20 protein-coding genes and 2 pseudogenes are annotated in these 26,982 nt (G+C 73.1%); 17 read left to right on the top strand and 5 right to left on the bottom strand.

Features of this window, described 5'->3' with window-relative positions:
• The first annotated feature begins 166 nt into the window (after positions 1-166).
• From ACH34Q_RS00565 to ACH34Q_RS00590, 6 genes are all read left to right on the top strand, one after another.
• Entirely contained in the window at positions 167-298 is a 132-nt protein-coding gene (locus tag ACH34Q_RS00565; protein WP_395980661.1) for a hypothetical protein, read from the top strand.
• Positions 268-915 (top strand): hypothetical protein, encoded by a 648-nt coding sequence (locus ACH34Q_RS00570; RefSeq protein WP_395980662.1) that lies wholly within the window; start codon positions 268-270, stop codon positions 913-915. The genes ACH34Q_RS00565 and ACH34Q_RS00570 overlap by 31 nt, the downstream gene beginning before the upstream one ends.
• Positions 916-989: 74 nt before the next feature.
• Positions 990-2,522 (top strand): TIGR02677 family protein, encoded by a 1,533-nt coding sequence (locus tag ACH34Q_RS00575; RefSeq protein WP_395980663.1) that lies wholly within the window; start codon positions 990-992, stop codon positions 2,520-2,522.
• Positions 2,519-3,649, top strand: a complete 1,131-nt coding sequence (locus ACH34Q_RS00580; RefSeq protein ID WP_395980664.1) for a TIGR02678 family protein — start codon at positions 2,519-2,521, stop codon at positions 3,647-3,649. Before ACH34Q_RS00575 ends, ACH34Q_RS00580 begins: the two co-directional genes overlap by 4 nt.
• Positions 3,646-7,845 carry a TIGR02680 family protein gene (locus tag ACH34Q_RS00585; RefSeq protein WP_395980665.1) on the top strand — a complete coding sequence of 1,400 codons (4,200 nt, stop codon included), beginning with the start codon at positions 3,646-3,648 and terminating at the stop codon, positions 7,843-7,845. Before ACH34Q_RS00580 ends, ACH34Q_RS00585 begins: the two co-directional genes overlap by 4 nt.
• Positions 7,842-9,092, top strand: coding sequence for a TIGR02679 family protein (locus ACH34Q_RS00590; protein WP_395980666.1), 1,251 nt, complete (start codon positions 7,842-7,844; stop codon positions 9,090-9,092). Before ACH34Q_RS00585 ends, ACH34Q_RS00590 begins: the two co-directional genes overlap by 4 nt.
• A 12-nt stretch (positions 9,093-9,104) precedes the next feature.
• Here the strand turns inward: ACH34Q_RS00590 and ACH34Q_RS00595 are convergent, their stop codons facing one another.
• The gene (locus ACH34Q_RS00595; protein WP_395980667.1) at positions 9,105-9,536 is read right to left on the bottom strand and encodes a limonene-1,2-epoxide hydrolase family protein; all 432 of its coding nucleotides are present in this window, start codon (positions 9,534-9,536) and stop codon (positions 9,105-9,107) included.
• Positions 9,537-9,585: 49 nt separating this feature from the next.
• On the opposite strand from ACH34Q_RS00595, the gene ACH34Q_RS00600 reads away from it, so the two are divergent.
• The 7 genes from ACH34Q_RS00600 (at position 9,586) to ACH34Q_RS00630 (ending at position 19,481) form a co-directional block, all read left to right on the top strand.
• Entirely contained in the window at positions 9,586-12,678 is a 3,093-nt protein-coding gene (locus tag ACH34Q_RS00600) for a BTAD domain-containing putative transcriptional regulator (protein WP_395980668.1), read from the top strand.
• 115 nt (positions 12,679-12,793) lie between these two features.
• On the top strand, positions 12,794-14,374 hold the full coding sequence (locus ACH34Q_RS00605) for an MFS transporter (RefSeq protein WP_395980669.1): 1,581 nt from the start codon (positions 12,794-12,796) through the stop codon (positions 14,372-14,374).
• A gap of 52 nt (positions 14,375-14,426) precedes the next feature.
• Positions 14,427-15,353, top strand: coding sequence for an SPFH domain-containing protein (locus ACH34Q_RS00610; protein WP_395980670.1), 927 nt, complete (start codon positions 14,427-14,429; stop codon positions 15,351-15,353).
• A gap of 3 nt (positions 15,354-15,356) precedes the next feature.
• Positions 15,357-15,641, top strand: a complete 285-nt coding sequence (locus ACH34Q_RS00615) for a hypothetical protein (RefSeq protein ID WP_395980672.1) — start codon at positions 15,357-15,359, stop codon at positions 15,639-15,641.
• A gap of 3 nt (positions 15,642-15,644) precedes the next feature.
• Positions 15,645-16,268 carry a GPP34 family phosphoprotein gene (locus tag ACH34Q_RS00620; RefSeq protein ID WP_395980673.1) on the top strand — a complete coding sequence of 208 codons (624 nt, stop codon included), beginning with the start codon at positions 15,645-15,647 and terminating at the stop codon, positions 16,266-16,268.
• A gap of 212 nt (positions 16,269-16,480) precedes the next feature.
• Positions 16,481-17,941: a DHA2 family efflux MFS transporter permease subunit gene (locus ACH34Q_RS00625; protein ID WP_395980674.1), complete on the top strand. Its 1,461-nt coding sequence runs from the start codon at positions 16,481-16,483 to the stop codon at positions 17,939-17,941.
• 25 nt (positions 17,942-17,966) lie between these two features.
• Positions 17,967-19,481: a hypothetical protein gene (locus ACH34Q_RS00630; protein ID WP_395980675.1), complete on the top strand. Its 1,515-nt coding sequence runs from the start codon at positions 17,967-17,969 to the stop codon at positions 19,479-19,481.
• Here ACH34Q_RS00630 and ACH34Q_RS00635 read toward each other — a convergent pair whose 3' ends face one another.
• Positions 19,482-19,895 carry an organic hydroperoxide resistance protein gene (locus ACH34Q_RS00635; protein WP_395980676.1) on the bottom strand — a complete coding sequence of 138 codons (414 nt, stop codon included), beginning with the start codon at positions 19,893-19,895 and terminating at the stop codon, positions 19,482-19,484.
• A gap of 164 nt (positions 19,896-20,059) precedes the next feature.
• On the opposite strand from ACH34Q_RS00635, the pseudogene ACH34Q_RS00640 reads away from it, so the two are divergent.
• A pseudogene (locus ACH34Q_RS00640) lies at positions 20,060-20,419 on the top strand (ATP-binding protein); the annotation flags it as partial.
• A 114-nt stretch (positions 20,420-20,533) separates the two neighbouring features.
• Positions 20,534-20,929: an ankyrin repeat domain-containing protein gene (locus ACH34Q_RS00645; RefSeq protein WP_395981064.1), complete on the top strand. Its 396-nt coding sequence runs from the start codon at positions 20,534-20,536 to the stop codon at positions 20,927-20,929.
• 63 nt (positions 20,930-20,992) lie between these two features.
• On the opposite strand, the gene ACH34Q_RS00650 is transcribed toward ACH34Q_RS00645, so the two are convergent.
• The gene (locus tag ACH34Q_RS00650) at positions 20,993-22,051 is read right to left on the bottom strand and encodes a mechanosensitive ion channel family protein (protein ID WP_395980677.1); all 1,059 of its coding nucleotides are present in this window, start codon (positions 22,049-22,051) and stop codon (positions 20,993-20,995) included.
• A 298-nt stretch (positions 22,052-22,349) separates the two neighbouring features.
• Between ACH34Q_RS00650 and ACH34Q_RS00655 the strand changes: the two genes are divergently transcribed.
• On the top strand, positions 22,350-24,107 hold the full coding sequence (locus ACH34Q_RS00655; protein ID WP_395980678.1) for a CocE/NonD family hydrolase: 1,758 nt from the start codon (positions 22,350-22,352) through the stop codon (positions 24,105-24,107).
• A gap of 169 nt (positions 24,108-24,276) precedes the next feature.
• Here the strand turns inward: ACH34Q_RS00655 and ACH34Q_RS00660 are convergent, their stop codons facing one another.
• Positions 24,277-24,735 (bottom strand): peroxiredoxin, encoded by a 459-nt coding sequence (locus ACH34Q_RS00660; RefSeq protein ID WP_395980679.1) that lies wholly within the window; start codon positions 24,733-24,735, stop codon positions 24,277-24,279.
• 153 nt (positions 24,736-24,888) lie between these two features.
• On the opposite strand from ACH34Q_RS00660, the pseudogene ACH34Q_RS00665 reads away from it, so the two are divergent.
• Positions 24,889-26,086: pseudogene (locus ACH34Q_RS00665) on the top strand (RNA-guided endonuclease InsQ/TnpB family protein).
• A 57-nt stretch (positions 26,087-26,143) separates the two neighbouring features.
• On the opposite strand, the gene ACH34Q_RS00670 reads toward ACH34Q_RS00665, so the two are convergent.
• Positions 26,144-26,764, bottom strand: a complete 621-nt coding sequence (locus tag ACH34Q_RS00670) for a histone deacetylase (RefSeq protein WP_395980680.1) — start codon at positions 26,762-26,764, stop codon at positions 26,144-26,146.
• Positions 26,765-26,982: the final 218 nt, after the last annotated feature.

Raw genomic sequence — 26,982 nt, forward strand, 5'->3', positions numbered from 1 at the left:
CCTACGCCGGTGTCCAGGATCGTCCCGCGGGTTGTCCACTCCCGGTCCTTACCGGCACCGGTTCGGCCGGACTCGTCCCCGCCCCTGTCGGACGGCACCCGTTCCGGGGTCTGCTGGGACCGGCACGACAACTGAACAGCACGACAACCGAATAGGAGAACGTCCCATGATCCGCAGCACGGGTGAAGGCGGCGAGACCCGCCGCGGCCATCTGGTCACCGACATCCTCAGGCACGCGTTCCTGACCGCCGTCCGCATCCTGACCGGGTGCACGCGCGGGCCCCGGGCCGGTACGTGACGATGGGCGCCACCGATGTCCTCGCCGCCCGGCTCGCGATCGGCGGGCTGGCGGCCGAGCTGCGCGCGTTCGACGGCCTCTGGCTGATCTCGTGGGAGGACGGCCCGACCCTCGCCCGGATGCGGGAGCCGGCCACCGCGCTCATCGCCGGCCACGCGGCGGCGGCGGGCGCGCGGGTCGCGTTCAGCCGGAGCACGACCCCGCGGGCCTGGGCGGCGCGGGCCACGGCGGCGGTACGCGAGGGCCGGCTCGCCCAGGTCCTGCCGAGAGGCGCCACCGCTCCGGAGGGCCTGGTCGACGTCACCCCTGCCCATCTGGCGCTGATCGCGTACGTCCAGGTGCTGGTCGACACCACCGACGATCCCGGACGGCCCGACCTGCCCGAGGACGCGCCGTGGATCGAGCGGCTGCTGGACGCGACGGGCGGCGACCGTACCCTCATGGCCGTCCAGGTCCTCGCCCGGCTGAACACGGCGGCCTCGCCGGCCCCGGCCGACCCGTGTTCGATCGGCACGTGTTCGGCCGGCACGTACGACGAGCTCGCCGCCCGCCGCCTCCTGCGCTCGGCGCGCGGCACCCGGTGCGAGTCCATCCGGTCGCCGCGCCGCAACGGCTGAAGGCGGGATGTGGCCTCGCCGGGGTACGGGTCTTGCGTCGCCGGTACGGGTGTTACGCCATACGGTGGGTCGTTGTGGAGGGCAATGTCGTTGTGGAGGGGCAGGCGCGCGATGCGGAGGAGCTGGAACGGCTCACCGCCTACACGTACCTGACGGTGCAGGACCGGGCCACGCATCTGGCCGTGATGCGGGTGTTCGCCGCCACCCTGCTGGCCGACCTGTCGGCGCACGACGTCGCGGCGCGGATGCTCGGCGAGGTCCCGGTCGACACGGTGGCCGCGAAGCTGGAGCAGCTGCGGGGCTGGGGGAACCTCATCCCGAGCTCGCGCCCGGTCAAGGCGGCCAGCATCCGCGAGTACCACCGGGTGCGGTCGCGGTACCAGCTGTCGACGCTGGGCGAGCGGATCCAGCGGCAGGCGGACGAGATCCTGGCCGGGGCGGACGCGGCGCGGGAGGTCAGCCGGGAGCTGCTGGCGCTGGTGGCGCGGGGGCTGGCCGAGCTGGCGGAGCTGGACGGGCGGCCCGGCGGCGCGGAGCCCCGGGAGGCGCTGGAACGGATCTCGACGCTGTTCGCGCAGTTCGGGCAGTTCGCCGACTCGGTCCGGGACTTCTACGCCTACCTGGGCGAGGTCGTCTTCCGCTACGACCTGGACACCGCGGAGTTCACCGGGTTCAAGGAGCTGCTGCTCGACTACGCCGAGACGATCACCGAGGACGTGGCGCACCACGCGCCGCGGATCCAGTCGAGCCTGGAGGTGCTGTGGCCGCGGCTGCCGGAGCTGCTGGCACGTGTCGACGCCTCCGAGCAGGGGCTGGCCGGGCTGGCGCAGGGCGGCGTGCAGGTGCAGCGCAGCCGGGGCCGCGACCTGGCGGACTGGGCGGGGCTGCGGGCCTGGTTCTTCGACGAGGGCGGGCAGGGCAGCCAGGTGGAGCAGCTGCGGGACGCCACGCTGAGGGCCCTGCAGGCGCTGCTGGCCAACGCCAAGCGGATGATCCGCTCGTCCACGGGCGGGCTGTCGCGGCGGCGTGACCTGCTCCGCCTGGCGGGGTGGTTCGACGGTGCCGACGACGCGACGGCACATGACCTGTTCGCGGCGGCGTTCGGGCTGTACGGGGCGCGGCATCTCGGCCTCGCGCCGGACGCCGAACGCGACGTACCGGCGACGACGAGCTGGTGGGACGGACCTGCCATCGAGGTGCCCGTCGCGCTGCGAGACCGGGGAACGCGAGCGCCGCGAGGCCGTACGGCGGGCCCCGAGGACTACGGCGACCAGCGCGGCAAGCTGCGGCAGGAAGCCGAGGAAGAGGCGCGGCGGCGGCACGCGGCGGCGGCGGAGCTGCGCGCGGCGGGTCCCCGGCTCACCGGCGTGCGGCTGTCGGCGCGGGCCACGGTCCTGCTGCTGGACATGCTGGCGCGCTCGCTGGCCGGGGCGCCGCCGGAGTTCGGCGAGGCGCTGGCCGAGGACGAGGACCTGGGCGTACGGCTGCGGCTCGTACGGGTCCCGGGTGGCGGCGGGAGCGTCGTGCACGGCGCCGACGGCGATCTGTTCCTGGACGGCCTGGAGCTGTGGGTCGGGGCGGACGAGCGTTCCGCGGCGGCGGGATGAGTGCGGACGGCGACTTCGCGGCGGAGCTGGCGGCGGAGCGGCGGGCCGCGGCGCGGCTGCTGCTGCGCTGCCCGCTGGTCACGGCGCGGAGCCATCCGGAGGAGTTCCCGCTGATCCGGCGGCACGCCGACGAGCTGGGCCGCCAGTTCGCGCAGCTGCTGGGGTACCGGCTGGTCGTCGAGCCCGGGTTCGCGCGGCTGATGAAGGCGGGGCTGGGCACCGGCGGCGAGCGCTTCCTGGCGCGGTCGTCGGGGACGCCGTTCACGCCGCGCACCTACGCCTACCTGGCGCTGGCGCTGTCGGTCCTGGTCACCGCGCCCGAGCAGCTGCTGCTGACCGAGCTGGTGACCCGGATCCGCGCGGCGGCGGCCGAGGCGGGCATCGACCCGGGCGAGCCGGGACGCGCGGTCGAGCGGCGGGCCCTGGTCGCGGCGCTGAAGCAGCTGATCGCCTGGCGGGTGCTGGGCGAGGACGAGGGGACGGTCGAGTCGTACTCCGGCGGCGGCGAGGACGCCGAGGCGCTGCTGACGGTGGACCGGGAGATCGCGCGGCGGCTGGTGAGCGGTCCGATCGGGCGGTCCTCCTCGGCCGGTGAGCTGATCGCGCTGGCCTTCGTACCCGAGCGGGACGGGCCGCGGCACGCGGTGCGGCGCCGGCTGGTGGAGACACCGGTGGTGTACGTGGCGGACCTGCCCGAGGATCAGCGCGACTGGCTGCGCCGCAACCAGCGGCGGGAGCAGCGGGTCTTCGAGGACGCGCTTGGGCTGGACACCGAGATCCGCGCGGAGGGCGTCGCGCTGGTCGATCCGCGCGGCGAGCTGAGCGACATCGACTTCCCGGGGACCGGCACGGTGGCCTGGGCGGCGCTGCTGGTCCTCCGGGAGCTCACCGCCGCGCGCGACCGGGACGGCCAGGACGTTCCGGCCGATCGGATCGAGGAGATCCTGGCCGGGCTGGTCGAACGGCACGGCAAGGCGTGGGCCGCGCAGTACACCGCCTCTCCCCCATTGCTGTACGAGGCGGTCACCGGCCTGCTGCGCCGGATGTACCTGCTCGCGCCCGTCCCCGGGGGCTGGCGCCTGCTGGCCGCCGCCGCCCGTTACGCACCAGAGGTGAAGAGCACGTGATCCCGCTGCCGAAGCATCCGCACCGGTTCCGGCTCGGCCGGGCCGGGATCCACCAGGTGTGGCAGTACGAGGAGCAGTTCCTGTTCGGGGACGGGCGGCTGCTGCTGCGCGGCAAGAACGGCGCGGGCAAGTCCAAGGCGCTGGAGATGCTGCTGCCGTTCCTGCTGGACGGCGACACCCGCAAGCTCGACGCGGCGGGCGGGGGCAAGACCACGCTCAAGTGGCTGATGCTGGACGGCTGGAGCGGCGGGACCAACCGGCTCGGCTACCTGTGGGTGGAGTTCGTCCGCGACCGGCCCGGTGGTGAGGGGCAGGATGGCGAGGGGCAGGGCGGGACCGAGCGCGTCACGCTGGGCGCGGCGGTCAAGGCGTCCACCTCGACGCAGGACGCCAAGCCGATGTTCTTCGTGACCTCGATGGCCGTCGGCGGCGGCGAGGGCGAGCTGCCGCTGCACGATCCCGTCCGCCGCCCGTCGGCCGCCCGGCTGCGCGAGCTGGTCGGCCCCGAGAACTGCTTCGACCGGGCCGCCGACTACCGGGCCCGGGTGGCGCGGCAGCTGTTCGGTCTGACCGACACCGCGCGCTACCGCAACCTGGTGCACCTGCTGTACGGGCTGCGCCGCCCGACGATCGGCGACCGGATCGAGTCGGGCGAGTTGGTGAAGGTGCTCGGCGACGCCCTGCCCCCGCTGGACGACGAGGTCATCGACAAGGTGGCCCGCAATCTCGACGACCTGGACACGGTCCGCGCGGAGCTGGCGCGCCTGGAGCGCACCGACCGGGCGCTCACCACGTTCCTGACCGCGTACCGCGGCTACCTGCGGGGCGTGCTGCGCGGCCGGGTCGGGCAGGTCCGCGACGCCCTCGCCGAGCTGGCGTCCCGGCGGCGCAAGGCCGGGGACGCCGAACGCAGGCTGGCCGGCCTCCGGGACGAGGTGGACGTGGCAGCGGCCGCCGTGGACTCGCTGGAGGAGGCCCGCGACGCGGCCGATACGGACCTGCGGGCCCTGCGGGAGAGCGCCGCGTACCGGGCGCTGCAGGATCTGGGCGACAAGCGCGACACCGTACGGGCCAAGCAGGCTGCGGCGGAGGCCGCCTGGAGCGCGGCCGGACTGGCCCGGAAGGGCGAGGCGTCGGCCGCCGGCCGGGTGGACGACGAGGCCGTGGCGGCCGGCGAGGACCTCAACGGGCTGCGGACCTCGCTGCGCGACGCGCGCGGCGAGACCCGCGCCTGCGGCCTGGACGACGCGCTGCTGGGAACGCCTCCCGAAGCGAAGGCGACCGTGCTGTCGCCCGCCCGTACCGACACGGTCACCGATCCCGGTGACGACGACCACCAGGTGGAACGGCCCGCACCTCGCGCGCTGGACGAGGGCGTCGGCGGCGCGCTGGCCGCCTGGGCCGGACGGCTCGGCGAGGCCGACCGGGTCGTCGGGGAACGGCGGCGGGCGGCCAAGTCCCTCATCGACGAGCTCGGGAAGGCCGCCGTCGCGGAACGCGAGGCCACCGCGCTGCGCCAGGACGTGGAATGGCTCGACGAGCAGGTGACGAAGGCCCAGGAGCGCGAGGCGGAACGCGGTGCCGACGTGGCCGCCGTGTCGGCCGGGTACGCGACGGAGGCGCGCGCATGGGCGGAGCGGCTGCCCGAGCCCGGCCCGCTGCTCGCGATGGTCGCGGTCCACGGCGATGACGACGGCGGGCCACCGGCGGAGCGTTCCCTCGACCGGTCCGTCCCCGGGTCCCTCGTCCGGCTGGCCCACGAGATCGCCGAGCCCGTGCTGGCCGCGTACGAGGTGGAACGGGACGCGGCGGTCGCGCGCGAGCGCGCGCTGGACGCCGAGCTGCTCAAGGCGGAAGCGGAGAAGGGGGAGCAGGAGCGGAAGGTCGATCCCGAGCCGCCCCGTTCCCGCTACGCGACCGCCGAGAGGGTGCCGGGATCAGGGGCGCCGCTGTTCCTGCTGCTGGACTTCGAGGACTCCGTGGGCCCCGCTGAACGTGCGGGGCTGGAGGCGGCGCTGGAGGCCGGTGGCCTGCTCAACGCGTGGATGAGCGCGGACGGCGCCGTTCTGTCCCGCGACACCCGGGACGTTCTGCTGCACGCTGGCGCGGCCCCGCTCCGGACACCGAGCCTGCGGAACGTGCTGCGGCCCGTTCCCTCGCACGGGGTGGACGAGGAAACGCTCGAACGGCTGCTGCGCTCGATCGGGCTCGGTGTATCGGACGCGCACAGCTGGGCGGCCACGGACGGGTGCTGGGGGCTCGGGGTCGCGCGCGGCGCGTACGGGAAGGAACGTCCCGAGTTCGTGGGCGCGGGCGTACGGGCGGCCACCCGGGAGCGGCGCATCGCCGAGCTGGCCGCAAGGATCGAGGCGCTGGGGATCCGCCTGGAGGCGGCCGGCGAAGCCCGACTGAGCGTCGAGGCGGCCCGGGAACGGCTCCGCCGCGTCCTGCGCGAGCCGCCCGACTCCGAGCCGCTGACCGGTGCCTGGGTCGCCTACGACCAGGCGATCGGGGAGACCGCCCGCATCACCGTCGAACTGGCCGCCGCGCGCCGCAAGGCCGAGGAGTCCGCCGCCACGGCGGTGAGCCTGCGGACCAAGGCGGAGGCACAGGCCACCGCCGATGCCCTTCCCGCCGATCTGGACACGCTCAACCCGCTGCAGTCCGAGCTCGGCACGCTGCGCGACCGCATCGACAGGCTCACCGGCGACGCTCGCCGCATCGGTTCCCGGCTGGAACGTCACGCGGCCACCCGGGCGGCCTGGGAGGAAGCCCGCGCGAGCCGTACCGGCGCGGAGTCGGCCTACCGCGATGCCCGTACGACCCTCGTCGACGCCCGCCGCGAGCTCGAGCTCCTCGAAGCCGCGGTGGGGGCCTCCGAGCAGGAGCTCATCGAGCGCGAAGGGGCCGCGCGGCAGCGGTACGCGGACGCGCAGCGGGCGCTGCCTGGCCGCCAGGCCGAGCTGGAAAGGGTCCGTGACGAGCGCACCCGCGCCGGAGTGCGGCAGGAGGGCGCGCAGAAGGCGCTGGCCGAGCAGGAAGGGATCGTCGTCGCCGGTGGCGGCGGGCTCCGGCGGCCGCTCGGCCTGCCCGGGCTGCCGCTCGCGGCCGGGACCGGCGACCTCGAAGCGGCGGTGGAGGCGTACGACGCGGCCCAGGACGGCGACGTGCGGGCGCGGATCGCGGCCCTGCGCGTCCTGGCCGACGACATCGCCGGACGGCTCGGCCCCGCCTCGGCCGACGTGAGCGACTCGCTCATCCTGCGCCGGGGGGAGGAGCTGCGCGACGGCCTGGCCGGGGGCTACGACGCCGGGATCGAGGAGGTCGGCGGCATCAAGCGGTTCGCGCTGCACGACGACTCCGGGACCCACGACGCGGCCGTCGTCGGTGAACGGATCCGTACCGCCGTCGAGGCGGCGCGGCTGCGGCTGTCCACCCGCGAGCAGGAGGTGTTCGAGCGCTACCTGCTGGGCGAGCTGGGCGACCACCTGTCCCGGCAGGTGCTGGCCGCGCACGAACTCGTCCAGCGGATGAACGACACGCTCGACGAGGTGCGGTCCTCGCACGGGATCGGCGCGCGGCTCCAGTGGGAGCTGCCGCCGGGCGGCGACGCCGACGTCAAGGCCGCCGTCGCGCTCCTGCGCGGCCCCTCCGCGCTGCGTACGCGCGACCAGTCCGAACGCCTGCGCGACGCGCTGCGGCGCCGCATCGAGGACGCGCGCCAGGCCGACCCGTCCGCCGGGTACGCACTGCACCTGCGGGCCGCCCTGGACTACCGGTCGTGGTTCGCGTTCAAGGTGAAGGTGACCGACACCGCCGATCCGCAACGCGAACGGGTGCTCAGCCATCGCACCGCGCTCAGCCAGGGCGAGCAGCGTGTGGTGTCCTACCTGGTGCTGTTCGCCACGGCGGCGGCGCACTTCTCCTCGCTCGGGGGCACCACCCCGACCGCACCCCGGCTGATCCTGCTGGACGACGCGTTCGCCAAGGTCGACGAGCCGACGCACGGGCGCCTGCTCGGCCTGCTCGTCGAGCTGGACCTGGACTTCGTCATCACCAGCGAACGGCTGTGGGGCTGCTTCCCGACCGTACCGAGCCTGCACATCTACGAGTGCCTGCGCGATCCGCGCGTGCGCGGCGTGGCGACGGTGCACTTCACCTGGGACGGCCGGCGCAAGCGGCTGATGAGCGTGTGAGCGGTCCGCTCGACTGGCTCCGCCGGCCCGCCCTGGCACGCCTGTGGGACGGTCTCGGCAAACGCCTGGAACGCAACGGCCTGGAGGTCAGGGGCCGCCTGACGATCAAGGACGCCACCGCGGCGGAGCGGGAGGCGCTCGGGCTGCTGATGGGCCGCCCGTTCACGGGTGCGGCCGTTTCCATTCCGCTGGCCGAGCTCGACGAGCGGCTCCGTGCGGGCGCGGCCGAACGGGGCCTGGTCGAGATCGTCGAGGCGCTGCGCGGGCCTCTGACCGACCGTCCCGCCGACCGCGCCGCCCGCCGGGACGCGGCCGCGACGATCTGGGCCGACGCGCGGGACGCCCTGCGCGCGCACGAACTCAACACGGCGGAGTGGGCCGTGCCGTGGCTGGAGGAGACCAGGCGCAGCGGCGCGCTGGCACGGCTGCCGGCCGGCGACTCCCGGCGGCTGATCGTCCAGGCCGTCGAGGTCCTCGCCGCGCTGCGGCCGGGGCGGGGCGCCGTCCGTACGGGCCGGGGCGAGCTGGCCGAGCGGGTGACCGGTACGGCGCACGGGCTCGACGACGGCACGCTGCTGGCGCGGATCGTCCAGCGCGCCCTGGCCCGCGCGCACGGAGTCGAGCCGCCGCGCGACGCCTGGACGCGGCGGGAGCTGTGGGAGTCGGCCGGGGTGGCCACCGACCAGGTGTCCAGCACGGTCCTCACGTACGGGCTCGCTCCGCTCGGCACCGACCGTCCGGCCCGCCACCTGCGGGAACGTACCGAAGCGGGCGCCGAGACCCACCTGACCCTGCGGGACCTGCGCGGGATGGGCTGGCGGCTGCCGCCCGGCACGCGGGTGCACGTCTGCGAGAACCCGCGCGTGGTCGAGGCCGCCGCCGACGCGGGCTGCTCGCAGTGGCTCGTGTGCGTGTCGGGCAACCCGGCCACCACCGCCCTGACACTGCTCGACGCCCTCGCGGGCGCCGGGGCCTCCCTCGCCTACCGGGGCGACTTCGACTGGCCGGGAGTCGCCATCGCCAACCGGATGATCCGCCGGTACGAGGCCCGGCCCTGGCGGATGGGCGCCCTCGACTACGAGGAGCACGTCGCCGCCGCACGGGAGCGCGGCACGCCCTTGCAGGCGCTCGGCGGCACGCTCACCGAAGCGGAATGGGACCCCGAACTGGCCCCCGCGATGCTCGCCCTCGGGGTGTCGGTCCAGGAGGAGTCGGCCCTGGAACTCCTGATCGCCGACCTCCGCTGAGCCTGCGGACGTTCAGGTCTCGGTGCCCGGCGACCGCTGCGGCGTCCCGCGGAGGGCGCCGAGGGCGGTACGGACCAGGCCCTTGGCGCCGGCGGCGATGAAGGTCGGCCAGTCGAAGTAGTCGCGCCAGAGGACGATCTTGCCGTCGCGCACCTCGAAGGTGCCGCAGACCCAGAACTCGGCGCGGAACGAGTTGATGATGAGGGCGTCGGTGCGTTCGGTGAGGACGATGTCGCCGTTGGCGGCGATGTTGTGCAGGCGCGCCTCGAAGCCGGTGCCGTAGCGGGCCATGCCGCGCATCTGGCGCTCGAACGCCTTGATGCCGCGGGCGGGAGGGAGCGGGACGTTCTGGTAGACGATCCCGGGGGCGGCGTAGGTGAGGGCCCGGTCGATGTCCAGGTCCTCGAGGGCGGCGAGGAAGTCGGTCACGATCTCGGTGGACATGGCTCCTCCGATGTCGGGGAGGCACCACGCTATACGGGACAATCCCCACATGCAGAGTCTCCCCGACCGACCAACGCCGACCGACCTCGCGTTCGGCGTTCTGGGACCGGTCGAGGTACGCCTCGATGGGCAGGCCGTCGCGGTGGGCGGGCCGCGCGTACGGGCGCTGCTGGCGATGCTGCTGCTGGACGCGGGCAACGTCGTGGGGACCGACCGCCTGATCGACGGCCTGTACGGGGAGGATCCGCCCGGCGACGCCGCCAACGCGCTGCAGTCGCAGGTGTCGCGGCTGCGGCGGGGCCTCGGGAACGGTGCGCTGGTCGCGGGGCATCCGGCCGGCTACCGGCTGGCCGTCGATCGCGAGGACGTGGACGTCCACCGGTTCGAGCGGCTGGCCGGGACGGGCCGGGCGCGGGAGGCGCTGGAGCTGTGGCGCGGCCCGGCGCTGGCCGACGTGTCCGCGCCGTTCGCGGCGGGCCAGGTGGCCCGGCTGGAGGAGCGGCGGGCCGGTGTGGCCGAGGACTGCGCCGAGGCCGAGGTCGCCTCGGGCGAGTACGCGGCGGCGGCGCGGCGGATGCGCGGGCTGATCGCGGACCATCCGCTGCGGGAACGGGCGCGCGGGCTGCTGATGCGGGCGCTGTACGGGAGCGGGCGGCAGGCCGAGGCGCTGGAGGTCTACGAGGAGGCGCGCACGCTGCTCGCCGACGAGCTGGGCGCCGATCCCTCGGCCGAGCTGGCGGAGGTGCACGTCGCGATCCTGCGTGGCAGTCCGGCGCTGCGGCGCGACCAGGTACTCAGCGAGCTGCCCGCCCAGCTGACCAGCTTCGTCGGGCGCGAGCAGGAGCTGGAACGGGTCGGCAGGACGCTGGCGGAGGGGCGGCTGGTGACGCTGCTCGGGCCAGGCGGCGTGGGCAAGACGCGGCTGGCGCTGGAGGCGGCGGCCCGGGAGGAGGGCGAGGTCTGCTTCGTCGACCTGTCCCCGGTCGGCGACGGCGCCGAGGTACCGAAGGCGGTGCTCGGCGCGCTGGGCCTCAGGGAGAGCGGGATGCGTCCCGGCACCGAGACCGCGGCCGATCCGGTGGAACGGATTCTCACCGCACTGGACGGGCGCCGGATGCTGCTCGTCCTGGACAACTGCGAGCACGTGATCGAGGCGGCGGCACGGCTGGCGCACCGGCTGCTCGGGGCCCGTTCGGGGCTGCGGATCCTGGCCACCAGCCGGGAGGCGCTCGGGATCACCGGTGAGTCGCTGCGCCCGCTGCCCCCGCTCCCGCTGCCGCCGGACGGCGCCGCGGCCGGGGAGGCCGCCGCGTACCCGGCGGTACGGCTGTTCGCCGACCGGGCGGCGGCGGTACGGCCCGACTTCGAGGTGGACGCGGAGAACACCGAGGCCGTGCTGCGGATCTGCGCGGCGCTGGACGGGCTGCCGCTGGCGATCGAGCTGGCGGCGGCGCGGCTGCGCGCGCTGCCCGTCCAGGAGGTGGCCAGGCGGCTGGACGACCGGTTCCGCCTGCTGTCGCGCGGCGACCGCGTCGCGGCGCCGCGGCACCAGACGCTGCGCGCGGTGGTCGAGTGGAGCTGGGACCTGCTGGACGAGGCCGAACGGACGCTGGCGCGGCGGCTCACCGTCTTCGCCGGCGGCGCGACTCTGGAGACCGTGGAGGCCGTCTGCGGCGTGGGCGAGGCCGACGACGCGCTGGTCGGGCTGGTCGACAAGTCGCTGCTGCAGACCGACGGCACCCGCTACCGGATGCTCCAGACCATCCGGGCGTTCTGCGCCGAACGGCTGGAGCAGGCGGGCGAGGGCGACCGGCTGCGCGAGGCGCACGCCGCGTACTTCCTCGGGCTCGCGCGGCAGGCCGATCCGCACCTGCGCGGCGGTGAGCAGCTGGAGTGGCTGGCCCGGCTGGCGGCCGAGCACGCCAACCTGCACGCGGCGCTGCGCCGCTGCGTCCGCGACGATCCGGCGACCGCGCTGCACCTGGTGGCGGCCCTGTCCTGGTACTGGTGGCTGCGCGGCCGGATCGAGGGCGGCCCGCTGTCGGCCGACCTGCTGGAACGGGTCGGGCTCAAGCCGCCGGAAGGCCTGGACGAGGAGTACATCCTGTGCGTCACCAACGCGATCTCCGCCGGCGCGTCGGGCCCCGGCACGGCCGCGGCCCTGGATCTGGCCACCGAGAAGATGGCGGCGCTGCAGTGGCAGGTCGCCTACCCGCCCACCCTCGTGCTGTGGGCTCTCACCGCGGGCCCGGAACGTACCGACATCGAGGCCCATGATCTCCAGATCGGCCGGGACGCCTGGTCATCGGCGCTGCTGCACATGAGCGACGGCTTCCTGCGGCAGTTCCGCGGCGAGCTGGCGGGGGCCGAGGAGGCGACCCGGCGGGCGCTGGACGGCTTCCGGGCGCTGGGCGACCGCTGGGGGATCGCCAACTCCCTGGATCCGATGTCCCAGCTCGCGAGCCGGCTCGGCGACCGGCCGCGGGCGATGGCGCTGCTGAACGAGGCGATCGAGCTGATCCAGGAGCTGGGCGCCCTGGAGGAGCACGCCGACCTGCTGTGCCGCCGCGCCGAGATCTTCATCCGCGACGGCGACCTGGACGCCGCGTGCGACGACTTCGAGAGCTCGGCCGACCTGGGCCGCCGCGCGGGTGTGCCCGACAAGGTCGCCGCCGCCCGCTGCGGGCTCGGCGACGTCGCCCGGCTGCGCGGCGACCTGGACACGGCGAGGCGGCTGTACGCGCAGACCGGGGAGGGGTTCACCACCGAGCGCTTCATCGCCTCGGCCACCCGCGTGGCGGCCTCGATCGGGCTGGGCTGGATCGCCCTCGCCGAGGGGGACGCGGAGCAGGCCCGGGCGCGGCTGCGGCGGGCCCTGGAGATCAGCACCGACCATCCGGTCTTCATGAACCGGGTCAACGCGGTCGTGGGCCTGGCGGGCGCCGCACTGCTGGACGGCGACGGCGATCAGGCGGGGCTGCTGCTGGGGGCGGCCGGCGCGCTGCACGGGGTCCGGATCGACGGCGATCCCGACGCCGAGCGGATCGCGGCCGGGGTCCGCGCGCTGATCGGGGACGCCGCGTACGAGACGGCCCGCATGCGCGGCACCGCGATGACGCTGGACGACCTGCTCCCCCGCTGACCCCGTTCCTCGGCCGACCGGCCCCGCCCGCCCCTGACCCTCGCTGACGGGCCGCCGCCGGCACGGTCAGCCGGCGGTGCGCGGACGGTCAGCGCCGCCGCCGAGGGTGAGCGGCATGAACGAGACCTCCCCTGCCTACTCCACGGCCCGCAAATGGGCGACCTTCGCCCTGTGCGGGCTGGTCATCATGGTCCCCGCGCTGGACCTCACCGCGCTGAACCAGGCCGTACCGCACCTCACCGCCGATCTCGGGCCGTCGGCGACCCAGATCCTGTGGATCGCCGACGCGTACGGGTTCGCGCTGGCCGGGCTGCTGATCACGATGGGCGGCATCGGCGACCGGATCGGGCACAAGCGGCTGCTGCTGATCGGCGCCGGGCTGTTCGGGATCACCTCGGCGCTGACCGCGTACGCCTGGACCGCCGAGGTGCTGATCGCGGCGCGGTTCCTGCTGGGCATCGCGGGCGCGACGCTGATGCCCTCCGCGCTGTCGCTGATCCGCCGGGTCTTCACCGAGCCCAAGGAACGGACGATGGCGGTGGGGATCTTCAGCGGGATCGGCGGGCTGGCGGTCGGCCTCGGCCCGGTGCTCGGCGGCGCGCTGCTCGACCACTTCTGGTGGGGCTCGGTGTTCCTGATCAACGTGCCGATCATGATGGTGATCCTGGTCGCGGGGTTCGCCGTGCTGCCCGCCGGGCGCGGCACGCGTCCCGGCCGGCTGGACCTGCTCAGCGTGCCGCTCTCGATCGCCGGGCTGATCGGCCTGGTGTACGCGATCAAGGAGGTCGCGGCGAGCGGCGCGGTGCACGCCGATGCCCTGGTGGCCGCGGCGATCGGCGCGGCGTCGCTGGCGGCGTTCGGGCTGCGCCAGGTCCGGATCGACGATCCGCTGATCGACGTGCGGCTGTTCCGGCGGATGGCGTTCTCCGGCTCGGTGGCCACCAACATGTTCGCGATGTTCGCGCTGGTGGCCCAGTCGCTGATCTTCTCGCTGTACTTCCAGCTGGTGCTGGGCTGGTCGCCGCTGCAGTCGGGCCTGGCCGGGCTGCCCGGCGCGCTGGGCGCCATGGTGGGCGGCGCGGCGCTGGCCCCGCCGCTGATCGGCCTGGTCGGCCGGGCGCGGGTCGTGGCCGCCGGCCTGGCGCTGGGCGCGGTGGCGTACGCGCTGCTCGCCCAGGTCGGGACCGATACTGGCTACCTCGTGATGGTGGGGCCGATCGTGCTGTCCGGGATCGGCATGGGCATGGTCATGACCGTCACCGCCGACACCGTTCTGGCCACGGTGCCCCGGGAGCGTACGGGCGCGGCGTCGGCGATCTCCGAGACCGGGATGGAGCTGGGCGGATCGCTGGGGATGGCGATCCTGGGCAGCGTGCTGAACGCCGTCTACCGCGACAGCGTCCAGGTGCCCGCCGGGCTGCCGGCCGCGGCCGAGCACGCCGCGCGGGACTCGGTCAGCGGCGCGGCGCAGGTCGCCGCCGAACTGCCCGGACGGCTCGCGGCCGAGGTCACGGGCGCCGCCGGCGAGGCGTTCGCGGACGGCATGAACGCCGCGCTGCTGTGCAGTTCCGTGCTCGCCGCCGTCGTCGGGGTGTTCGCGCTGATCGCGCTGCGGAACGTACCGAAGGTCATCCCGGACACCTCCGAGGACGCTGCCGTCCCGGCCGCCGAGACCGTCCCGGCGGCCGCCGGTTAGCAAAAGTGATATCACTTTGCTATTCTGGTGCCATCCACCCTGGAGGTAGCAGATGAACGAAACGACCGGCGTCGCCGGACCCCCCGTCGAGATGCCGAAGATCGAGATCACCGAGCGCATCGCGCACGGCACCGGCGGCTGGCGCATGCTCGGCCTGTCCCTGCTGCTGATCCTGGTCGGCGCCGCCGCGGTCCTGGCCGGGATCGTCGCCGGCGGCGCCGCGGCGATCGCGGCCGGGATCGTGATCGGCTCCCTGCTCGGCGTGGCCGGGCTGGTGATGATGGCCGGGCTGACCGCGGTGGCGCCGGGCGAGGCCCGGGTGCTGCAGGTGCTCGGCCGCTACACCGGCACGCTGCGCACCGACGGGCTCCGCTGGGTCAACCCGATCAGCGAGCGGAAGAAGATCTCCACCCGGATCCGCAACCACGAGACCGGGCTGGCCAAGGTCAACGACCTGGACGGCAACCCGATCGAGATCTCGGCCGTGGTCGTCTGGCAGATCGAGGACACCGCGCGGGCGGTGTTCGCGGTGGACGACTTCGTGGAGTTCGTGGCGTTCCAGACCGAGGCCGCGGTCCGGCACATCGCCGGCAGCTACCCCTACGACTCGCACGAGCGGCGCTCGCTGCGCGACAACGCCGACGAGATCACCGGCAAGCTGTCGGAGGAGCTGTCGCTGCGGGTCGCCTCCGCCGGGGTGACGATCATCGAGTCCCGGATCACCCGGCTGGCGTACGCGCCGGAGATCGCCCAGGCGATGCTGCGCCGGCAGCAGGCGGGCGCGGTCGTGGCCGCCCGGCAGCGGATCGTGGAGGGCGCGGTCGGCATGGTCCAGCTCGCCCTCGAGCGGCTGGACGAGGAGAACGTGGTCGAGCTCGACGAGGAACGCAAGGCCGCCATGGTCAGCAACCTGCTGGTGGTCCTGTGCGCCGACAAGGACGCGCAGCCGGTGGTCAACACCGGCTCCCTCTACCAGTGACCCGTGGCCTCCGAGCGTAAGAAGATCCTGCTGCGGCTCGACCCCGCCGTCCATGACGCGCTGGCCCGCTGGGCGGCGGACGAGTTGCGCAGCACCAATGCCCAGATCGAGTTCCTGCTACGCAAGGCGCTGACCGACGCCGGGCGGATGCCCCGCTCCGCCGGGCAGATGCGGCGGCCGGGACGCCCGGCCCGCCACGACGGCGGCACCGCGAGCGACGAGCGCGGCGCCACCGCGGACGATCTCCCCGAGCCCCCATCCAGCGGGGCCCGCCAGAGCGAGGATTAGACCATGGTCCAGGTTCCCGAATCCCTCCCGGCCCGGATGTACCTGCTCTCGTACGACCTCAACAAGCACCGCATGGCGGTGAAGGGCGGCCGGCTCGGCTACGTGCTGCGGGCCGCCGCCCTCACCGAGCTCTACCTGGACGGCCGGCTCACCGAGGAGCGGCGCCGTCCCCGTCCCGGCACCCCGGGCGACGACCCGTACGGGCTGCTCGCCCGGATCGCCGCCTCCCGGCCGCGCTCCTGGCAGTACTGGGTGCGCAAGGACGGCCGGGCCATGGTCCGGGCCGTCCGGGACGAGCTCGTCCAGGGCGGCTGGATCCGGGTCCAGCCGAGCCGGATGTTCGGGATCTTCCCGTCCCAGCAGGTCACGGTGAAGGACCCGCGCGTGGTCAAGACGCTGTGGGGCGGTGCCTCCTCGGCGCTGCGCGGCAAGCCGGTCGCGCACGTCAACAGCTACGACGCGGCGGCGGTCGCGCTGGCCGCCGCCGGGGAGCTGAAGACCGTGCTCCCCCGGCCCGACCGGCGGCGCCACAAGCGGCGCATCGCCGAGCTGACCGCCCGTTCCGGCCCCGCCGCCCCGGCCGTGCGCAAGGTCCTCTCCGCCGAGCGCGCCGCCGCCGCCGGCTGACCCGGCCGACCCGGCTGAATTGACAGCGCGGCCCCGCTTCGAGGACCCTGACAGGGATCGTTAACCAACCTAACGACCTGGACGGGGAGGGACCGCCGGTGCCGGAGTCCACGGGCGACGGCGAGCGGACGGAGAAGCCGGCCCCTAGCGAGCCGGAGGGGCGCCTGAAGGCGCCCCGAAGGCGAGCGCGAAGCACAGCCAATCCGTGGCGGGTGCTGTCCGCGGTCAGTCTCGGCACGGTGCTGCTGGTCGTCAACGTCAGCACGCTCAACATCGCGCTGCCCGTGGTGGTCCGGCACTTCGACGCGAGCGCCGCGGCCTCGTCCTGGCTGCTGCTGTCGTTCATGCTCGCGCAGACCGGGCTGCTCATGGTGTTCGGGCGGCTGGCGGACGTGTTCGGCCGGCGCGGCACCTACCTGTGCGGGCTGGCCGTGTTCACGCTGGCCAGCCTGCTGGCCGGGTTCTCGCCGAACGTCGAGACGCTGATCGCGATGCGGGTCATGCAGGGCATCGGCGGCGCCGTGCTGCTGGCCAACGGGACCGCCATCATCGCCCAGGCGTTCGGGCCCGCCCGGCTCGGCCAGGGCATGGGCGTCTACCTGGGAGTCCTGGGCGCCGCGCCGCTGCTCGGCCCGTCCATCGGCGGCTACCTCGCCGAGACGGCCGGCTGGCAGTGGGTGTTCTGGTTCAACGTCCCGCTCGGGCTCACGGCGCTGGCGTGGGGGTTCCGGTCGCTCCCCCGGATCCCGCACGGGCCGCGCGAGCCGATCGACATCCTCGGCGCGGTGCTGCTGATCGGCTGGCTGGGCGGGCTGGTGGTGGCGTTCTCCGAGGCCGGCTCGGGCGGCTGGAGCGCTCCGCTGACCCTCGCGGGGGCGATCGCCTGCGCGCTGCTGCTCCCGGTCTTCGTGGTGCGGCAGCGGCGGAGCCGGCATCCGCTGGTGGACCTGGCGCTGTTCGCCGACCGCGGCTTCACGCTGGGCTCGATGGCCGCGCTGTTCAACACCCTCGCCCGGTTCGGCACGCTCCTGCTGCTGGCGCTGTTCCTGCAGGCGGTCAGCGGCATGACGCCCGCCCAGGCGGGCCTGGCCGTGCTTCCCGGCCCGCTGGCCGGCATGATCGCGGCGCCGATCGGCGGCTTCCTGAGCCGCCGGGTCCGGCCCCGAACGCTGGCCGTGGCCGGGTCGGCGACCGTCTGCGCCGGGCTGGCGATGATGCTCCCGCTGCTGTCCGCCGACACCCCGTACCCGCTGGTCGCGCTGTGCCTGGTGCTGGTCTCGGCCGGCAGCGGCGTCTTCGCCACCGGCAATACCGCGGCGATCCTGGGGCGGGTCCCGTCCGAGCGGCTCGGCATCGCCAACGGCCTGCGGATGACCTTGCAGAACGTCGGCAACGTGATGAGCGCCGCGCTCTGCCTGGCCCTGGCCGCCTCGGCCCTGGCCCGTACCGACCGCCACCTGCTCTACCAGGGCGCGGCGGGCGAACTGTCGGGCGGCTCGCTCGGCGCGCTGGTCGACGGCTACCAGCGGGCGTTCGCGCTGCTGCTGGCGGCGTCGGTCATCGCCACGCTCACCTCGCTGTCCAACCGGCTCACCCGCGAGCCGGACGCGACCGGGACTCCCGTTCCCCTTGCACCGGGAAAGGAGCCGGAGCCTAAATCGCGTGCCCGCTGAGAATGGTTCGGCCTAGAGTGTCCGGATGTTCACCAGGCGGCGCAAGAACCCTTCTCCGGTATCGATTCTCGAGCATGTGCGCGCGCACATTCCCAAGGAGGGGCCAGGGCTCACCGAAGGCGGGGAAACGCTGCCCGACGAGGCCGAGATGGAGGGCGCCAAGTGGGCACCGGGCGCGCGCGACGGCGTCCTCACCCACCACTGGGGCGGCAGCGCCGATCCCGACGAGGTCGAACGGCTGTCGGCCGCGCTGCTGGAGGCGGTGAACGGCTCGTCCGGGCCCGGGGCCATGGCCGACGTCGCCGCGTCGCTGCGGATCGTCTCCCTCGTCGACGAGGTGCTGAGCCGGGTGGCCTCGGCCGACCCCGACGCCGAACGGGTGTACGAGCTGGCCTACGCCCTGGCCACCGGGGAGCGCCGCCGCGAGCCGGTGAAGCTGGGCATCGCGCTGCTCGGCCTGTTCGACGCCGGCCACCATCGCGACGAGCTGATGACCCTGGGACGGCACGACGAGTTCACGCTGTTCGTGCTCGTGGCGCTGAGCAACGATGAGGCGACCGCCGAGGACGACCTGTGGGCGCTGGCCCGCGACGTCGAGGGCTGGGGCCGGATCCATCTGGTCGAGCGCCTGTCCGGTACCTCGAATCCGCTGCTGAAAGAATGGATCCTCCGCGAGGGATTCCGCAACGAGGTGGTGGACGCCTATCTCACCGGAATCGCGGCCGAGACGGGCGATCTCGCGGGCGCCCTGTCGAACGAGCCGGACGACGAGCTGCTGTACGCGGCGGGCGACATTCTCACCGGGCTCTGCGAAGAGGGCGGGCCCCTGGAGGGAATGCCCGGCTACGACGACGGCGAGCGCGCAGCCGGCCTTTTCATCGGGCATATGGCCACCCGCGCGAACGACCTGCGCCATTTCCTCGCCGTGCACGCCGTGCGGTCCTACGCGGAAGGCACCTGGCCGGACCTGGCGGCCCGCTGCACCGAGATCATCGATCGTCCCCTGTGGGCGGACCTCGCCCGGCTGGACCTGCGCTCGGCGGACGCCCGGACGTTCAACCTGGCCTCCACCGCGTGCCGGATCCTCGGCATCCCCACCCTGGACGTCCATCTGGAACGACTCCGTACCGGCGACGCCTTCAACGAGACCGACTGGTTCAGGGTCCTCGAGCAGGCCGGGCCCGGAGAGATCGACGCGGTCGTCGGCCTCGCGGCCGAGGTGCTGCCTCTGGAGGCCATCGCCGCCGGCCCGGCGGACGAGGCGGGCACGGGGCCGGACTTCGCGCCGCATCGCAGCCTCGACTGCCTGCTGCAGGACCTCGGCAAGTGGCCGGGCAAGGGCCGTCCGCTGGTGTCGGCGGGCCTGGCCAGCCCCGTGGTCCGCAACCGGAACATGGCCGTCCGCACCCTGGACGGCTGGGGCCGGGACGCCTGGCCGGACGGGATGCGGGACGAGGTCGCCGCCGCCCTCGCCCGCGAGCCCAACGACGGCGTCCGCGGGCGCCTGCAGGCCCTCCTGGACGGCCGCCCGATCGCCTGACTACTCGATCACGATCTCGACCGGGATGTTGTCCCGGGTCGCGTTGGAGTACGGGCACACCCGGTGCGCCTGGTCGACGAGCGCCCGGCCGGTGTCGCCGGCCAGCTCGTCGGGCAGCTCGATCCGCAGCACGACGCTGAGCCCGAAGCCGGACTCCAGGTCACCGCCGATGCCGACCTCGGCGGTGACCGAAACGTCCTTGACGTCCTGCTTGCCGGCGCGCGCCACGGCACCGAGCGCGCTGGCGAAGCACGCCGCGTACCCGGCGGCGAAGAGCTGCTCCGGGTTGGTGCCCTCGCCGTCGCCGCCCATCTCGCGCGGGGCCGCCAGGGCCAGGTCGAGCCGCCCGTCCGAACTGACCGCGCGGCCGTCCCTGCCGTTGGCCGTCGCGACCGCCGTGTAGTGCGTTGCCATGCTTCCTCCTCAGCCGCCGGCGGGTCGTGTCCCGCCGCAAAACTGAAGGTAGCACAACTCAATTGTGCGCAATCTATACATGTGGTTCATCCCACTACAGGCGGTTTGCCGAGTCCTCGGGGGGCAGACCAGACCTATGGGGGAAACAGAGCTACGGAGACGACGTGGAGATCAATCTTGATCTTCGGTTCCCGAGGGACGCGGCCAGCGTCCCGGCGGTGCGGCGGCTGCTGGACGCCTCGCTCGACGTTCTCGGGGTCGAGGAGCCGATCCGCGGGGACATCCGGCTGATGCTGACCGAGGCCTGCGGCAACGTGATCCAGCACGCCCGCGAGGGGGACGCGTACACCGTGCGGGTACTGATCCTGGACGAGCGCTGCATCATCAAGGTCATCGACCGCGGCCTGGGCTTCGAGCCGGGCCCGCCCATGATCGCCCCGGATCCGTCGGCCGAGCACGGCCGGGGCATGATGATCATGCAGACGCTGGCCGACGAGGTACGGCTGCACTCCTACCCCGAGCACGGCGCCCTGGTGGCACTGGAGAAGAAACTGCACTACGGCGGCGACACGCTGGGCCGCAAGCTGGCCGACGCCGGCTGGGCGAACGGCCCGCCGCCCGGAAGTAGAGTGCGTCTGATGAACGAGGCCGATCCCGAACTGCGGGAGTTCGCGACCAAGCTGTTCGACCTGGCCCGGGAGGGCGGGACCGAGCGGATCGTCGCCTATCTGGACGCGGGGATCCCGCCCAACCTCACCAACGACAAGGGCGACACCCTGCTCATGCTGGCCGCCTACCACGGCCACGCCGACACGGTCCGGGCCCTGGCCGCGCGCGGGGCCGACCCCGAGCGCGAGAACGACCGCGGCCAGCGCCCGCTGGCCGGCGCCGTCTTCAAGAAGGAGCCCGAGGTCGTACGGGCCCTGCTGGAAGCAGGCGCCGACCCGCGAGCCGGACAGCCGTCGGCGTACGACACGGCGAAGATGTTCGGCAACACCGAGTTCCTCGCCTGGTTCGACGAAGCCGCCTCCTAAAGCCCTGTCGACTCGTGGCGAGTTCGCCCCGGGCGTCGCCCGTGGAGGCGAACACGCCACGAGTCAACGCAAGGCGGCGGCGTTGTCAGGGAGGGCGTTGTCGGGGAGGAGCAGGCGGCGGGTGGGCAGCGGGATCTCGATGCCCTCGGACTGGAAACGGCGGTGCAGCCGCTTGAGGAACTCGTGCTTGATCCGGAACTGCTCGCCGAACTCGGTGATCCGCAAAATGACGGTGAAGTCGATCCCCGACTCGGCGAAGGTGTGGAAGCGGACCAGCGTCTGGCCCTCCTTCACCGCGCCCTCGATCTCGGCCATCACCGCGTCGCCGATCTCGACGACGACCTTCTCCACGAACTCCAGGTCGGCGCCGTAGGACACCTTCGACTGGACGAGCAGCGACATGTCCTGGGCGGGACGGTGGTAGTTGGTCAGTATCGTGTCCGAGAACCGCTGGTTCGGGATGACCTCGATGTTGTCCGAGAGCGTGCGGATCGAGGTGTTGCGCCAGTTGATGTCGACGACGTACCCCTCCTGGCCGCTGCTCAGCCGGATGTAGTCGCCGGGCTCGATCGTCTTGGACGCCAGCACGTGCACGCCCGCGAACAGGTTGGCCAGGGTGTCCTGCAGGGCCAGCGCGACCGCCAGGCCGCCGACGCCCAGGGCGCCCAGCAGCGGGGTGATCGACACTCCGACGCTCTGCAGCATCACCAGGATGCCGATGCCCAGCACGAGCACCCGGGTGATGTTGGCGAAGATCGTCACATTCGCGGCCACGCCCTGCCGGGCCAGCGCGATCCCCGAGACGACGCCGGCGATCATCCGGGCGCAGGCGAGCGTCACGATGATGATCGTGACGGCGGTCAGCACGCTGGCGAAGACCGACAGCGTGCCCGGCTTGAGCCGCAGGACGTTGACCGCGATCCAGACACCGCCCAGGAGCGCCAGCGGTACGGCCAGGTCGTGCAGCAGCCGTGCGGCCAGGTCGTCCCAGGCCCACCGGGTGTCCCCCGCGCGCTTGTTCAGCCGTCCCGACAGCATGCGCAGGACGACCGCGACCAGCAACGCGACCGCGACCACCGCCGCGGCCACGATGATGCGGGCCAAGTCCAGCGACTCAGGCATGCGTGAATCTCTCCCTCTGGGCGGCGGCTCGGCGCCGGCCGCTCCGTTTCCGCCGATGCGCGGCATTCTTAACGCTCTGCTGCACCGGTCCCGATATCGCCCGATCGTAGTGACTCTGGGCGATGCCCGGGACGTTCCGGAAAGACTGCGAAGGGTGGCCGCGGGGCGACAGTGCGGTGGGTCAGAAGCCTTGCCACGGCGTCACCAGGGCGCATGACGGCCGGCGTTCGGGTCAGCACGCACGGTCAGATCCGGGTCGCGGGCGGACCGGTCAGGGCCTGCGATTACGATCGATCGGATGGTAGGTATCGGGCTCATGCGCCGCCTGGGGACAACGGCGCTCGGTCTTCCGAACGGTCCCCACCGGGTGTCGGTGCACCGCGATCTGAAGGTGCCCGCCGCCGACGGTGTCACGCTGCTGGCCGACCACTACGCGCCGGTGGGCCTGGAACGCCCGCCGACCGTCCTGGTGCGCTCCCCGTACGGGCGGCGCGGGCCGTTCGGGCTGATGTGCGGGCAGGCGTTCGCCTCGCACGGCTTCCAGTCGGTGGTGCAGAGCGTGCGCGGCGGCTTCGGCTCCGGCGGCGTGTTCGAGCCCCTGGACGAGAGCGAGGACGGCCTGGCCACGATCGCCTGGCTCAAGGAGCAGCCGTGGTTCGGCGGCACCTTCGCCATGCACGGGCCGAGCTATCTCGGGTACGTGCAGTGGGCGGTGGCCGCCGCCGCCGGACCCGAGCTGAAGGCGCTGTCGATGCAGGTCACGGCGTCGCAGTTCCGAGACGCCATCAATGTGGGCGGCACGTTCGCGCTGGAGTCCACGCTGATCTGGGTGGACCTGACGTCCCGGATGAAGCATCCGCTGTCCGGCATCACCACCGGCATCATGTCGCCCCGGCGGGCCCGCAGGGCGGCGCTGTCGGGCCGTCCGCTGGCCGAGCTGGACGTGCTGGCGACCGGCGAGCAGCAGCGGTTCTTCCAGGAGCTGCTGGTGAACGGCCCGGACACCCCGTTCTGGGACAAGCGCGACTTCAGCCCGTCGGTGGCGCGGGTCGGCGCGCCGGTGTACATGACGGGCGGCTGGTACGACATCTTCCTGCCCTGGCAGCTCAAGGACTACGCGGCGCTGCGCGCGGCCGGGCACCGCCCGTACCTGACGATCGGTCCCTGGTTCCACGCCGACCAGCGGATGATGCGCGGCTCCATCGGCGAGTCGCTGAAGTGGTTCCGCGCTCATCTGCAGGACGACCCGAGCGAGCTGCGCGAGCTGCCGGTGCGTGTCTTCGTGACGGGCACCGGGGAAGACCGGGAAGTCGGTCGGGGTCGGTTGGTCGGGGAAGGCCGGGAGGTCGGTCGGGGTCGGTTGGTCGGGGAAGGCCGGGAGGTCGGTCGGGGTCGGTTGGTCGGGGAAGGCACTGCGTGGCGGGAGTTTCCGGACTGGCCGGTGCCGGGGATGCGGGAGCGGCGCTGGCATCTGCAGCCGGACGGCGGGCTGGCGCACGAGCGGCCGGGCGATTCCGAGCCGGACCGGTACCGGTACGACCCGATGCATCCGACGCCGTTCATCGGCGGGCCGACGCTGCTGGGCGACAACCGCCCGGTGGCCGACCAGCGGAAGCTGGAGCGCCGCCGCGACGTGCTGACCTACACCTCCGCGGAGCTGGCGGAGGATCTGGAGATCATCGGTCCGGTGTCGGCCGAGCTGTTCCTCCGGTCCGACCGCGAGCACACCGACCTGGTCGTCCGGCTGTGCGACGTGGCACCGGACGGGGAGTCGCTCAACCTGTGCGAGGGGATGCGGCGCCTCGTGCCGGGGACGCCCGAGGCCGACGAGGACGGCGTGCGGCGGGTCGCGCTGGAACTGTGGCCGGCCGGGCACCGGTTCCGGGCCGGGCACCGGATCCGCGTGCAGGTCGCCAGCGGCGCCTACCCGCGGGTGGCGCGCAATCCCGGCACGGGCGACCCGATCGGTACCGCGGACCGGATGCTGACCGCCGACCAGGAGATCTTCCACGAGCCCGGCCGCCCCTCGGCCATCATGCTGCCCGAGATGCCCTAGGGCTTGTCTCAAAGTGGCCTCAGCCGCCGCGCGAGCGCGTTACCTGGCCGGTGAGGCGATGCCGGAGGCGAGCCTCACCGGGCAGATCGCGAAGCGATGCCGCGCTCGCCCAAGGCACGGTCACGGTGCGAGCCGCCAGGCGAGCACCGTGGGCCGGGACTTTGAAACACTAGGCCTTCTTGCGGGCGCGCAGGGCGGCGAGGGCGCGGTCGGCGTGCACGTTCATCCGGATCTCGCTCTTGACGACCTCCAGGACGCGGCGGTCGGTGTCGATGACGAACGTCTGCCGCTTGGTGGGGGCGAGCGCGATGCCCCGCTTGACCCCGAAGGCGGCCCGTACCGTGCCGTCGGCGTCCGACAGCAGCGGGTAGCCGAAGCCGTGCTTGTCGGCGAACTCCTTCTGCTTGCCGACCTCGTCCGCGCTGATCCCGACCGGGTGCGCGCCGGCCTCGGCCAGCTCGGCGGCCAGATCGCGGAAGTGGCACGCCTCGGCGGTGCAGCCGGGCGTCATCGCCGCCGGATAGAAGAAGAGCACCACCGGCCCCTCTTCCAGCAGGCCGCTCAGCGTGCGCGGCCGTCCCGTCTCGTCCGGCAGCTCGAAATCCTCGACCACGTCGCCCACATTCATGGGGATCCTTCCGTTGATGCCCTGCCTTCAGACAGGGAAGGAAACTGACTCCTGCGGAGCAGGGCAGGCAAACCGATCCACCTCAAGGGAGAACTTACGTCCATCACAATGTGTTGCATGAATATCGCAGACTGTTGCGATATCTTGCGAGCCATGGCCACTGGCGTGAAGCGGGCGTTCAAGTTCCGCTTCTACCCGTCCGATATGCAGGCGGCGGAGTTGTCGCGGACGTTCGGGTGCGTGCGGAAGATCTACAACATGGCGCTGGCGGCGCGTTCGGAGGCGTGGGCGCTCCGGCAGGAGCGGGTCGGCTACAACCAGACGTCGGCGATGCTGACGGAGTGGAAGAAAACCGAGGAACTGGCCTACCTCAATGAGGTGTCCTCGGTTCCGCTGCAGCAGGCGCTGCGGCACCTGCAGACGGCGTTCACCAATTTCTTCGCGAAGCGCGCCCGGTACCCGCGGTTCAAGTCCAAGCGGCGCTCCCGCGCGAGCGCGGAGTACACCAGTTCGGCGTTCCGGTTCCGCGACGGAACGCTGACACTGGCCAAGATGGCCGAGCCGCTGAACATCGTCTGGTCCCGGCCACTGCCCCCAGACTGCGCACCGACCACGGTGACGGTGTCGCGGGACGCGGCCGGACGCTGGTTCGTGTCCCTGCTTTGCGAGGACCCAACCGTACAGCCGCTGCCGGTCACGGACGCGGTAGTCGGGATCGACCTCGGCCTGAACCATCTACTGACCCTGTCCACCGGAGAGAAGACCACCAATCCCCGGCACGAACGCCGTGACCGGGACCGGCTGGCCAGGGCGCAGCGGGAACTGTCGCGCAAAATCAAGGGCAGCAGCAACCGGACGAAGGCCAGGCAGAAGGTCGCCCGCGTCCACGCCCGTATCGCCGACCGTCGGCGGGATCACCTGCACAAGCTCACCACTCGACTCGTGCGCGAAAACCAAACGCTCGTGATCGAGGACCTGACCGTCCGCAACATGGTCAAGAATCGGAGTCTGGCCCGCGCCATCTCGGACGCGGCCTGGAGTGACCTGCGGAGCATGCTGGAGTACAAGACGGCCTGGTACCGGCGAGAACTGGTCGTGGTCGACCGGTGGTTCCCCTCCTCCAAGCTGTGCTCTCACTGCGGCGCCCTCGCCGAGAGGATGCCGTTGAACGTCCGTGCCTGGACGTGCAACTGCGGCGCGACCCATGACCGGGACGTGAACGCGGCGAAGAATCTTTTGGCCGCCGGGCTGGCGGTGTCGGTCTGTGGAGCCGGTGTCAGACCTCAACGGGACTCCCTCCCGAATGGGGCGGTCGGCGACGAAACAGAAAACCCTGCGATGCGAGCCGTAGGAATCCCCCTCCATCAGGAGGGGGAGAAGCCAAGGGCTGAACGTATACCAGCGCGGCTCAGCCGAGGAGGGCGCTGATCTGTGGCACCGACCACTTCGCCCGGGCGCCGGGACGGGTGCCCAGGTAGGTGGCGGCGCGGCCGGCGGTCCAGCCGTGCGCCTCGCGCAGGCCGTTGCCGAGCATGGTGAGGTACGGGGCGGTCGGCGCGTTCAGCCGCGCGGGCCCAGCGCCGTGCGGGGACGTGAACGTGAGCATGGGACGGCCCTCGTGCTCGCCGACCTTGACGACGGTCTCGTACCGTCCGGGACCGAGCGTCTGGAGGCCGCCGGCGAGGGCCTCCGACAGGTCCGGGTCCGCGCCCACTTCGCGGTGCATCTCCTGCGCCATGACATCGCAGAACTGCTGCCTGGTCAGCAGGTACGCGCGGGCGGCGGCCCTCCCGGGCAGGGCGGGGTCGTAGAACGCGATGCCGCCGCCCCACGTCGGTGACTCGTGGGCGAAGTAGATGCCGCCGGGCAGCGTGACCGCGTGCTCGGCCTTGGCGGGACGGGAGTCGCGGCAGCCGGTGTACGTATGCGCCCCCCCGGCGGGCCGTCCGCCGGCGAGATAGCAGGAGAAGCGGGCCCGGAAGAGGTTCGAGCCGTAGGCGACGTACCAGACCGAATCATCTTTGCTCATCGCCGCCGATCTTACGGACGGCCCGGCTCCAGGGCGCGAGCGACGGCGAAAACCCCAGCTCAACGCGGTAGCCGCACGCAGACGGCCCATCCCGCCCGGACGGTATGACGCCGGTCATGGTTCCCCTTGTCCGGGTCGTTTTTCTCCGGCGGCACGTTTCATCCGGCCGGGGTCGGAAACACAAAGATCAGCAGGTGTCTAAGACGCAGATACCTCCC

Source organism: Actinomadura sp. 9N407 (assembly GCF_044326315.1).
Taxonomy (GTDB): Bacteria; Actinomycetota; Actinomycetes; order Streptosporangiales; family Streptosporangiaceae; genus Spirillospora.